8 protein-coding genes and 1 pseudogene are annotated in these 11,552 nt (G+C 64.0%); 3 read left to right on the top strand and 6 right to left on the bottom strand.

All coding sequences use genetic code 11. The features are described 5' to 3' along the window. Positions 1–195: 195 nt before the first annotated feature. Positions 196–933 (bottom strand): TetR/AcrR family transcriptional regulator, encoded by a 738-nt coding sequence (locus tag ACZY1F_RS20490; protein ID WP_463944269.1) that lies wholly within the window; start codon positions 931–933, stop codon positions 196–198. A gap of 107 nt (positions 934–1,040) precedes the next feature. On the opposite strand from ACZY1F_RS20490, the gene ACZY1F_RS20485 reads away from it, so the two are divergent. Both ACZY1F_RS20485 and ACZY1F_RS20480 read left to right on the top strand, forming a co-directional pair. After that, the gene (locus ACZY1F_RS20485) at positions 1,041–2,474 is read left to right on the top strand and encodes a flavin monoamine oxidase family protein (RefSeq protein ID WP_463944268.1); all 1,434 of its coding nucleotides are present in this window, start codon (positions 1,041–1,043) and stop codon (positions 2,472–2,474) included. Positions 2,475–2,532: 58 nt separating this feature from the next. Continuing rightward, positions 2,533–4,071: an APC family permease gene (locus ACZY1F_RS20480; RefSeq protein ID WP_463944267.1), complete on the top strand. Its 1,539-nt coding sequence runs from the start codon at positions 2,533–2,535 to the stop codon at positions 4,069–4,071. Between the two features lie 9 nt (positions 4,072–4,080). Here ACZY1F_RS20480 and ACZY1F_RS20475 read toward each other — a convergent pair whose 3' ends face one another. The 5 genes and pseudogenes from ACZY1F_RS20475 to ACZY1F_RS20455 all read right to left on the bottom strand — a co-directional run bounded on the left by ACZY1F_RS20475 (position 4,081) and on the right by ACZY1F_RS20455 (position 10,209). Beyond that, positions 4,081–4,785: a FadR/GntR family transcriptional regulator gene (locus ACZY1F_RS20475; RefSeq protein WP_463944266.1), complete on the bottom strand. Its 705-nt coding sequence runs from the start codon at positions 4,783–4,785 to the stop codon at positions 4,081–4,083. A gap of 10 nt (positions 4,786–4,795) precedes the next feature. After that, a complete protein-coding gene (locus ACZY1F_RS20470) occupies positions 4,796–5,923 on the bottom strand; it encodes an L-talarate/galactarate dehydratase (RefSeq protein WP_463944265.1) in 1,128 nt (375 codons plus the stop codon). 195 nt (positions 5,924–6,118) lie between these two features. Then, a pseudogene (gene fdhA / locus ACZY1F_RS20465) lies at positions 6,119–7,341 on the bottom strand (formaldehyde dehydrogenase, glutathione-independent). A 154-nt stretch (positions 7,342–7,495) separates the two neighbouring features. Further along, positions 7,496–8,911, bottom strand: coding sequence for a ferredoxin reductase (locus ACZY1F_RS20460; protein WP_463944264.1), 1,416 nt, complete (start codon positions 8,909–8,911; stop codon positions 7,496–7,498). Beyond that, entirely contained in the window at positions 8,908–10,209 is a 1,302-nt protein-coding gene (locus ACZY1F_RS20455) for an aromatic ring-hydroxylating oxygenase subunit alpha (protein ID WP_463944263.1), read from the bottom strand. Before ACZY1F_RS20455 ends, ACZY1F_RS20460 begins: the two co-directional genes overlap by 4 nt. 161 nt (positions 10,210–10,370) lie before the next feature. Here ACZY1F_RS20455 and ACZY1F_RS20450 point away from each other — a divergent pair, with 161 nt between their 5' ends. Further along, the gene (locus tag ACZY1F_RS20450; RefSeq protein ID WP_463944262.1) at positions 10,371–11,303 is read left to right on the top strand and encodes a LysR family transcriptional regulator; all 933 of its coding nucleotides are present in this window, start codon (positions 10,371–10,373) and stop codon (positions 11,301–11,303) included. Positions 11,304–11,552 lie beyond the last annotated feature (249 nt).

Raw genomic sequence — 11,552 nt, 5'->3', positions numbered from 1 at the left:
CCAAAGTGTGAACGATGTCCCGACTCACCGGTGAAGTGTCAACTGTGAACGATGTCCCGACTCACCTGTGAACTATGTCGTGAAACTAGACACCCCCTCGCGCACGCAATCAAAGGAACCCCGGTCTTCGGACCGGGGTTCTTTTCTTTTAACCCTGGGGCCGAATTGTTGTCAGGCCGCCAATAGGTCCTGCGACTACGCCCGTAACGCCCCGAAACCCGCAATAAGTGCCTCAAGCCCCAAGCTGAAAGCCACGTCCGCCGGTTTCTCGTGCCCTTGCGCGGCGAGGCTCCGGACTGCTCCGGTGAAGCTCGGCGTCGACTCCGCCATGCTGCCGGATTCGAATATGTCGGCTGGGGCCGTGACGTCGTAAGCGGATCCGAAGATGAATGATTCCAGGGCCACGATGGCGGACACGATCCGCTCTTCCGGGAATCCGGCCGTCCGGAATCCGGCGCTGACGGTCTCATACATGGCGAGGGTCTGGGGTGCGTCCGTCACGGGAAGTACTGCGATGACAGGAATCAGGGGCGTGTGTTCCGCGAAGACATCCCGGTAACTCCAGGCCCATTTCCGCACCGCCGACTCCCAGGGATCCGCCGCGAACGCGGTCACGTCCACCAGGGCAGTCAGGTGGTCTTCCACGAGCAGGAGCACCTCCCGCTTGGATTCCACATGGTTATAGAGGGCCGACGGCGCCACGTGCAGTGAGCGGGCCAGTGCTGCCATGGTGAGGCCGTCGTAGCCGTTCCTCCCGATGAGGTGCAGGGCCGCTGCCGTGATGCCCGCAAGGTCCAGGACGGCAGCGGCGGGCCGCCCCGCGCGACGCCGTGCCACACCGGTCTTCGGCGCGGTTGCGTGCTCCCTGGTGCTGAGTGAATCGGCGGGTGATGCCGGCATTGCTGGCCTTTCTGCGTGCAGTATCCCCAGCATTATTCCACCGGCCTCTTCCTCGCGGGCCGCGCAACAGCTATAGTTCTAATAAATGAATGGCATTCATTTAGTGGTATTCATCACTGAATGGCCACAGAGAGGACATCATGCTGAATCTTGACCGCGACGTCGTTATCGTCGGCGCTGGACCGTCCGGGCTCACCGCTGCCCGCGAGCTGAAGAAGGCCGGGCTCAGTGTGGCAGTGCTGGAGGCACGGGACCGAGTGGGCGGCCGGACCTGGACCGACACCATTGACGGGGCCATGCTGGAAATCGGCGGCCAGTGGGTCTCCCCGGACCAGACTGCACTGCTGGAGCTTCTGGACGAGCTTGGCCTGCAGACATACTCCCGCTACCGTGAGGGCGAATCCGTCTATATCGGCGCCCACGGCGAGAAGACCCGCTACACCGGTGATTCCTTCCCGGTGAGTGGAGCCACCGGCGCGGAAATGGACAAGCTGATCGGCATCCTGGACGGCCTCGCCGCTGAAATCGGCGCCACCGAACCCTGGGCGCACCCCAAGGCCCGTGAACTGGACACGATCTCCTTCCACCACTGGCTGCGCGCCAATTCTGCCGACGAAGAGGCGTGCAACAACATCGGCCTGTTCATCGCTGGCGGCATGCTCACCAAGCCCGCACACGCCTTCTCGGCGCTGCAAGCGGTCCTGATGGCAGCTTCCGCCGGGTCCTTCAGCCACCTCACCGACGAGGACTTCATCCTGGACAAGCGGGTCATCGGCGGGATGCAGCAGGTGTCCCTGCTCCAGGCAGCGGAACTGGGTGCCGACGTCGTACTTAACAGTCCGGTGCGCACCGTCCACTGGGACGATGACGGTGAAGGCGGGCACCGCGTCAGTGTTGTATCGGAGCGGGCAACCGTGAATGCGCGCTTTGTGATCATGGCTGTTCCCCCGAACCTCTACTCGCGCGTTTCGTTTGATCCACCGCTTCCGCGGCGGCAGCACCAGATGCACCAGCACCAGTCGCTGGGCCTGGTGATCAAGGTGCACGCCGTCTACAACACGCCGTTCTGGCGTGAAGACGGACTCTCCGGAACCGGATTCGGCGCCGGCTCGCTGGTCCAGGAGGTCTACGACAACACCAACCACGGCGATTCGCGCGGCACGCTGGTGGGCTTCATCTCGGACGAAAAGGCCGACGCCGTCTTCGAGTTGAGTGCCGCCGAACGGAAGCGCGTGGTGCTGGAGTCCATTGCCGGGTTCCTGGGGGATAGGGCCCTGGAGCCAGAGGTCTATTACGAATCCGATTGGGGCTCCGAGGAATGGACCCGGGGCGCGTACGCCGCCAGCTACGATCTGGGCGGCCTGCACCGCTACGGCAAGGACCAGCATGCCCCTGTGGGTCCGATCTACTGGTGCTCCTCAGACCTCGCCGCCGAAGGCTACCAGCATGTTGACGGAGCCGTCCGCATGGGCCAGCGCACGGCGGCGCGCATCGTGGCTGCGACGGGCGTCGCAGCCAAAGCGGGCGCATCCAGTGACGCAAACGCGGTCGCGGTCGCGGCCGCCGTCGGCTGAGCGCACCAGCACCAGCTCCAGCCCATTCAGCGTCGAATGATATACGAGAGGCAATGCCATGAGTCCCAAAGAAGTGACAGCACAGCCAGCCAGCGGCGTCGACAAGGGCCTGGCCGACAAGGGCCTGAGCGGGAAGGGCCTGAAGGCTGGAGCGGTGGGGCTGGTGGGCGCCGTCGTGATCGGGGTTTCCTGCATCGCGCCGGCGTACACGCTGACGGCGGCGCTGGGGCCCACGGTTTCGGAAGTGGGGGTTCAGCTGCCGGCGGTCTTCCTGGTGGGCTTTATCCCCATGATCCTGGTGGCGTTCGGCTACCGCGAGTTGAACAACGCCATGCCCGACGCCGGTACCTCGTTCACGTGGGCATCGCGTGCCTTTGGTCCGTGGATCGGCTGGATGGGTGGCTGGGGGCTGATTGCGGCCACCATCATTGTGCTGTCCAACCTGGCAGCTGTCGCCGTCGATTTCTTCTATCTCATGCTGGCCCAGCTGTTCGGAAACCCGGAGCTGGGCGAGCTGAGCAAGAACCTGCCGCTGAACATTGCTACCACCCTCGTGTTCATCGCCCTTGCTTGCTGGATTTCCTATCGGGGTATGGAGGCCACCAAGGGCGTGCAGTACGTGTTGGTAGCGTTCCAGTTGTTGGTGCTGGGCTGGTTTGCCGTTGCAGCCTTCAGCCACGTGGCCAACGGCTCGGCATTTGATGCGACCGCTATTTCACCGGACTGGTTCAACCCGTTCGCGGTTGGATCCTTCTCAGCCTTTGCTGCCGGGGTCTCGCTGTCCATCTTCATTTACTGGGGCTGGGACGTCACCCTGACCATGAACGAGGAAACCAGGAATCCGGAGAAGACTCCGGGGCGGGCGGCAACTGTCACCGTGGTGGTGATTGTGGTGATCTACATGACCGTTGCGCTGGCAACCCTTTCCTTTGCGGGAGTGGGCGAAACCGGCCTGGGCGCCGGGAATCCGGACAACCAGTCGAGCATCTTCGCGGTCCTCGCCGGGCCGGTGATGGGACCGTTCGCCATCCTGATGTCCCTCGCCATCCTGAGCAGTTCGGCCGCCTCGCTGCAGTCCACGTTTGTCTCCCCGGCGCGGACCATGCTGGCGATGGGCCACTACAAGGCACTTCCGGCCCGCTTCGGCAAGGTCAGCCCGCGTTTCAAATCCCCGAACTACGCCACAATCGCCGCGGGCGTTGCCGCTGCAGCCTTCTACGTCGTCACCCGGACCACCTCAGAGAACGCGCTCTGGGACACCATCACAGCACTGGGCATGATGATCTGCTTCTACTACGGCATCACAGCCCTGGCCTGCGTCTGGTTCTTCCGGGCACAGGCGTTCAGCACTGGCCGCGCCTTCTTCTTCAAATTCCTCGCGCCGCTGCTGGGCGGAGTCATCCTGCTGGTGATGTTCTTCAAGACCGCGTCCGATTCCATGGACCCCGAGTATGGCTCCGGATCATCGGTGGGCGGGCTGGGGATGGTGTTTATCCTGGGCATGGGTGTGATCCTGCTGGGCGTGCTGATCATGCTGGTGATGTCCCGGTTGCGGCCCGAGTTCTTCAAGGGGCACGTGCTGGCCCGCGGGAACTGAACGTCCCGCCTAGGCGGGTGGACGAACCGAAGCCTTGAAACGACGTCGGGAATTTGCCAGGTGACTCCGCATGGCGGCTGCTGCTGCGCTTTCATCGCCGTCCGCGATGGCGGCGGCGATGGACCGGTGCTCGTGGACCACCTGGTCGAAGTGGTCGCGGGCGTAATGCTCGGCGCCGGTGAGCAGCCGTGTGCGCGGCATCGCGATCATCGTCTGGCCGAGTGCTGCCAGGCAGTCCGAGTAGAAGGGGTTGCCGGAGGCGGCCGCGATGGCGCGGTGGAACTCGAAGTCGGCCTTCATGGCGTGGCCGGGATGGTCCGCGCTGGAGGTGAACTGTTCCAGGGCGGCCGTGACTGCCCTGAGTTGGCGGTCGGAGTGGTTTCGGGCAGCGAGGGCGGCGGCCTCGGCCTCAACACCCATTCGGAAATCGAGGAGGTGGAGGCGGTCTTCGACGCTGGCCACCGGCCGGCTGCCCGGAACTGGCTGGGGTCCGTCGTCGGGCGGGGTCAGCGCGAAGCTGCCCCGCCCGCGTTCGGTTTCCACCAGCCCTTCGGCCTGGAGGCGCGTCAGCGCCGAGCGCACCACGGTGCGGCTGACACCGAAGTCGCCCATCAGCGTGTTTTCGCTGGGAAGCTTGTCGCCGGGCTGGATGACGCCGTCCACGATGCGGGTGCGAAGGTCGGCGGCGAGGTCCGCGGTCAGGTTCCGGCTCATGCGTTCTAGGTTACGCGCCGAACTCCACGGACTCGGTGGTCCAGGCGCGGGCCTGGTCACTGAGGGTCACGCCCAGGCCCGGACGGTCCGGCACAATCATCCGGCCGTTCTTGGTTTCGAGGCGTTCGTTGAACAACGGGTCGAGCCAGTCGAAGTGCTCCACCCACGGCTCCCGCGGGTACGCCGCGGCGAGGTGCAGATGGATCTCCATGGCGAAGTGCGGCGCCAGGCCCAATCCGCGCTCGTCCGCGAGGGCCGCGAGGCGCAGGAACTGGGTGATGCCGCCGACGCGCGGTGCGTCCGGCTGGATGATGTCGCAGCCGTTGGCGTTGATGAGGCCCTTGTGTTCAGCAACGGATGCCAGCATCTCGCCCGTGGCGATGGGCGTGTCCAGGACGTTTGCCAGGTGCGCGTGGCCCTCGAAGTCGTAGGCATCCAGCGGCTCTTCGATCCAGATGAGGTTGAACTGCTCCAACTGGCGGCCCATGCGCAGGGCGGTGGCCCGGTCCCACTGCTGGTTGGCGTCCACCATCAGGGGAACATCCCAGCCGATGTGTTCGCGGATGCCGGCTACGCGGCGGAGGTCTTCGGCGGAATCGGGCAAGCCAACCTTGATCTTGATGCCGCCGATGCCTTCCTCCAGGAGGACAGTTGCCCGGGCCTTGACCTCGTCGAGGGAGGCGTTGAGGAAACCGCCGGAGGTGTTGTAGGTCTGGACGGAGTCCCGGTAGGCGCCAAGGAACTTGGCCAACGAGAGGCCGGCGCGCTTGGCTTTGAGGTCGTACAGCGCGATGTCGATCGCGGCGAGGGCCTGGGTGGCCACACCCGAGCGGCCCACGGAGGCGCCGGCCCAGAGCAGCTTGGTGTAGATCTTGCCGATGTCGTTGGGGTCCTCGCCGATGAGTCCCTCGGCCACCTCCTTGGCGTGCGCGTACTGCGCGGGGCCGCCGGCGCGCTTGGAGTAGCTGAAGCCGATGCCGCTGTGGCCCAGTTCGGTGGTGATTTCGGCGAACAGGAACACCACTTCGGTCATGGGCTTCTGGCGGCCGGTGAACACCTTGGCGTCACTGATGGGGACGGCCAGCGGGAGCCGAGCGGTGGAAAGTTTGACGTGCCGGATGAAGTCGACGGTACTCATTGATGCTCCTCGAAAGCAGGCTGTCCGGGCTGCAGTGCCCTAAGCCTTATGATACAAGTAGACTACTTGTATTACAAGAAGCGCTATTCTTTGGGGCTACCAGTTGTTGACCGGGGGTCGTTGCACCACCCTCACGGTCTGGGTGGTGCAACGACCCCTCTGGCCTGCCTGTAGGGAACCCCTTCTTACGTCGGACTAGTTGTTGCTGAGGTAGCCGTTCGGGTCCAGGACATACTTCGTGGCTGCTCCGGCATCGAATTCCGCGTACCCCCGCGGGGCATCCTGGAGCGAAATGGCCGTGGCGTTGACCGCCTTGGCGATCTGGATCCTGTCATGCAGGATCGCCATCATCAGCTGCCGGTTGTACTTCATCACCGGGCACTGGCCGGTCGTGAAGGAGAGGGACTTCGCCCAGCCGGTGCCAAGGGACAGGGACAGGCTGCCCTTCTGGGCCGCCTCGTCCGTGGCACCCGGATCCCCGGTGACATAAAGGCCTGGAATGCCCAAGGACCCACCGGCGGCGGTGAGATCCATCAGCGAATTAAGCACGGCGGCCGGCGCCTCCTGGGCCCCGGCACCGTGTCCGTGTCCGCGGGCCTCAAAACCGACCGCATCGATACCGGCATCGACCTCCCGGACGCCGAGAAGCTGCTCGATCTGGTCAGCCGGGTCGCCGTTGGCCACATTGACGGTTTCGCAGCCAAAGGATCGGGCCTGGGCCAGGCGATCCTCATTGAGATCCCCCACGATGCCACCGCGGCCCCCAGCAGCTGGGCACTGGCCGCCGCGGCAAGCCCCACGGGACCGGCTCCGGCAACATAGACGGTGGACCCGACGCCGACCCCTGCTGTGACGGCACCGTGGAAACCGGTCGGGAGGATGTCCGAGAGCATGGTCAGGTCCATGATCTTCTCCAGGGCCTGGTCCCGATCGGGGAACCGCAACAGGTTCCAGTCCGCGTAGGGGACCAGGACGAACTCCGCCTGCCCGCCGACCCATCCGCCCATATCGACGTAGCCGTAGGCGGACCCGGGCCGGTCCGGGTTCACGTTCAGGCAGATCCCGGTCTTGCCCTCCTTGCAGTTCCGGCAGCGCCCGCAGGAGATGTTGAAGGGGACCGAGACGATGTCCCCGACCTTGATGAACTCGACGTCGGGCCCGGTCTCGATGACTTCCCCGGTGATCTCGTGCCCCAGGACGAGACCGGCCGGGGCGGTTGTGCGGCCACGAACCATGTGTTGGTCCGAGCCGCAGATGTTGGTGCTCACGGTGCGCAGGATGACCCCGTGCGGGACCTTCCGGCCGACATTGACGGGATTGACGCCGGGGCCGGCCTGCAATTCAAAGGTGGGAAACGGGGTATCGATGATTTCCACGATCCCCGGCGCCTTGTATGCAACGGCTTTGTTACCTGACATTGATTGGCTCCTATGGGTTGGCGATCGAACCCTCACGGCGATGCTGGTCGCATCAGATTGTCTGTGAGGAAGTTGTTGTCAGTTTTGTGAAGCTGGGTCAATTGATACGTGCAGCGCATATCGCTACGGGGCAACGAAGGCGTTCCGCTGGCGGCTACGCGTCGATCACCATATCGGTGCGTGCGGTGGAGCAGCAGGGCAGGAACTTGCCGGCATCGATTTCCCGAGCGCGGATCCCGCCCTGGTGGTTCATCTCGACCTCCCCGGAAAGCTTGACCACCTTGCAGGAGCCGCACATGCCTTCCTTGCAGTTCGCGCCGATCCTGACTCCCGCACGCTGGGCCGCCCCGAGGATGTGTTCGGCGGGATCGATGCGCACGTTGATGCCGGTGCGCATAAAGGACAGGGTGAGGCTTCCCGTTCCCACCGTGTCGAAGCGCGACGCATCAGGGGAAAATGGCTCCGCCCCCACGTCCGAACTGCCGTCGGAGGCTTCGGAAGAGGGCGCCTCCGGGTCGACGGTTTCCAGCGGCAGCCCCGTGGCCCTAAGGGTTCCCTCGGCGTCGTAGCCGGGCTCGTAGAGGCCGAACGCGCTGGGCTGGCTTTCGTAGTAGTCCTCGGCGGAGTCGGCGATTTCCTCGGCGATTTCCTCCGCAATGTCCACTGCAAGCGCGAGCTCCGCCTGGTATTCAAGGATCGTCTGGCGGTCTCCCGAGAAGAATTCCATATGGATGGATGTGTCGTCGACGCCGACCTTCTCGAGGAGCTCGGTGGCGATGTTCAGGTAACCCTCGGGGCCGCAGGCATAGACCTGGCGGCCGTTGGCATCGGGGGACACCTCGTCGAGCATGGCCGCCGTCAGCCTACCGGTGAGCCCTTCCCATCCCTCGGGTTTGCCGCGGTCGCCCAGGGAGTAGAACACCTTGACCCGCGAGTCCACGGAGGCGATGTAGGCCAGTTCCTTGTGGAAGGCAAAGCCTCCGGCTTCCGCACCGTGATAAAGCACCACAACATCGGCCTGACCGGGCAGGGAGTGGATGGTCCGCACCATCGACATGATGGGTGTGATCCCTGCGCCAGCAGCCAGCAAAAGGTACCGTGCCCGGCGGTCGGCATCAGGCAGGTGGAATGCCCCGACCGGACCGAGCATTTCGAGGACCGTGCCGGGTGTGACGTTCTGGTGCACCCACGGTGAGACAAGTCCAGTGGAGTCGCGTTTGACTGTGATGTTGAAGGTCCACGGCTCTGTGGGCGAACTGGACAGTGAGTAGCTGCGGTCCGCTGCTTCCTGGTCCTCGCCGTTCACGGGGAACGCGACGTTGACGTACTGACCCGCACGGAACGCCAGGGGCGCACCGTCGCAGCGGCGGAAGATGAAGGTCATCATGCCGCCCACCTCGGGAACGACCTCCACACATTCGGCCATGAACTCCTGCGGATGCCAAGGCCCCAACGCGCGGGCAGCGCCCGCGGGTCCCTCCGTGCTGCCCATCACCCTGTTCCACGGCATCTCAAGACCGCGGATGCGCTGTGGTTCCTGGATGGCGGTCTCGGTGAGGAGTTCAATCATGCCAAGTGCTCCTGCACGCGCTGCACGTACCAGTTGATGAACGCCTCCACCTGGTATTCGCTCTTCATGTACGGGCCGGGCTCGTAGGCGGGGCTGCCGGCGCCCTTCTGGCACAGCTCTACGAATGCCTTGTCCTGGAGGTTGGTCTGCTTCCAGGTGTAGGTGAGTTTGTCCAGGTCGTAGTCGACGCCTTCCACGGCGTCGTCAGCTACCAGCCAGGTGGTGCGGACGAGTGTCTGATGTTCGTTGATGGGGAAACAGCCGAACGTGATGACGTGGTCCCCCTGGAAGTGGAACCAGCTGTTGGGCTGCAGGTGCATTGAGCAGCGGCCAAGGCGGAAGTCCCGCAAGTCGCCGAGCAGCTTCTTGGAGAGCCGGCGCCCATCGGGCGAGAACGATTCGCCTTCACCGTCGAGCGATTCCCGTGAGATGCGGATACCAGCTACCCGTGTGTCGAGCTCCTCCACCACCTCGTAGGGAAGGCCATAGCGGCGGCAACGCTCCTCGAGCGAGGACTGTGCTTCTTTGTTGCGGTCCCAGACTTCTTCCAGGTGGGCCGGGATCAGGCCCTCCGTCAGGCCCCAGGTGGGAAAGAGGGAACAGGCGAGCTCCGGGTGGCCGTCACAGTGGTAGCACTCACGGTTGTTCTCCATGACGAGCTTCCAGTTGCCCTCCTCGACGATGTTCTGCTGGTAGGCGATTTTCGTCTTCGACAGATCGTGGGGCGCCAGGTAAGGCTCAAAGATCTTGGCGGTTTCGTCAAAATCCGCCGGCGGCTCGTCCGCAATGCAGACGAAGATGAGTCCGGCCACCACGCGGCCGTGGGCGCGCTTGAGGCCGAAGCAGCCCTTGTCGAACTTCGTCTCCCCCGGGGCCGAGGCGTGGATCAGATTGCCCTCCGGGGAGTAGGTCCAGGAGTGATATCCGCATACCAGGTTTCCCGTTGACCCGGCGGGCTCGGTCAGGACGCGGGCGCCGCGGTGGCGGCACACGTTGTGCAGGACGTTCACGCCGCCGTCATCGTTGCGCAGCAGGATCAGGGAGTAGGGACCATAGTCGACGGTGACGTAGTCTCCCGGCTCCGGCACTTCGGCGATGCTGGCGGCAAAGATCCAGTGCTGGCCAAAAATGGCCTGCATATCGATGTTGAAAATCGTGGGATCGGTGTAGAAGGGCGCATCGAGGGAATATCCCACGCGCCGGAAGTCGAACAGCTCGCTGATTTCTGCCAGCTGCGCTGCAGGCAAGGATGAAGCGAGTTTTCCGCGTGAATTGATGGGCAAGACTGGAGCTGTCATGTGTTTCCTCCCGGGAGGCGTGGTTAAGTGTGCGATTCGTGGAGGCCAGGTTGTTGGGGCGCAACCCGGGCGTTTTAGAAAACCTTGTAATCATGAGATTAGGGATGATTGACCTGCGACAAAAGCGCAATATTTAGAAGATAACCGTGCACAATAGGTGCATGATCGATGCAAGGCTCATCACACTGCGAGTGTTTGCCCGGTGCGGCACCATTGGCGCAACCGCGGAGCTCACCGGCTATTCTCCGTCCGCCGTCTCCGCTCAATTGCGCGAGCTCCAGCGCATCCTTGGAATGCAGCTGCTGACGAAGGACGGACGAGGGGTGCGGCTGACCGCCACGGGCCGCTTTCTCGTGGCGGGCTCGGACACCCTCATTGCCGAATGGGAGAGCCTGCGCGCCGCAGCCATGGAGGCCGGCGACCAGGTGCAGTCCCATTTTGGCCTCGGCGGATTCTCCACGGCGGCCGCCCAGCTGCTCGCGCCGCTGGCCGCAACCCTGCGCTCAACGCGCCCCCTGGTGGAGGTGCAGGTGCTTGAGGCCAACCCGGCCCGCTGCTTCGACTTGTTGGTTGCCGAGCGAATCGATCTCGCGGTCATCGTTGCCATGCAGTCCGACACCTATGGCGAGGACGATCCGCGCTTCGAGCAGACTGTCCTGCTTGACGATCCGCTGGACGTGATCATTCCCGCCGACCATCCTTTGGCATCGCGGGAAACGGTGACGCTCGAAGAGCTGGCGTCCGAACCCTGGATCACAGAGGCAGTTGGTTCCACCTACCATTCCCTCTTCACCGCGGCGTTTACGGCAGTCGGGGTGACACCGCGGATTGCCCATGAGGCCGTTGAATGGGAAACCCAAATCGCCTTTGTGGGTGCGGGGCTGGGCGTGGGACTGCTGCCACGACTGGCACCCCTGCACAGTGCCGAAAACGTGGTTCGACTTCGCATTACTGGCAAGGGGAAGCCCACGCGCCGCATTGTCGCTGCGGTACGCAGGGGCAGCATCGCAGCGCCCCTGATCCAGGAGTCGCTCGCCATCCTGCAGGCCAGTGCCAATCGGATCCTCAGCGCCCGGCCCGAAGACGGCCTCTGAAATCGCATGGCCGCGATTCGTTGCCCTCGGGCGCACGACGCCGCCCGCAGTCAGCGGGGACTGAGGTCACTGTCAACATACGAGCCGGGGCGGTTTCCGTTGCCGTGTTGGCAATTGCAGCCCCCATCCACCTGCAGCCGAACAGTCACTGGACTTGAGGACTCCAACTGGATATTCACGAACTCCTTCCCTTCGCTGCTAACCCGGAGAGTCTGTTCTTGGTCGTGGTGCTGGGACATGTAGAAAACC

This window comes from Pseudarthrobacter xylosi, assembly GCF_055412765.1.
The sequence above is the reverse complement of the archived record's forward strand: the minus strand, read 5'-3'. Positions and strand labels throughout refer to the sequence as shown.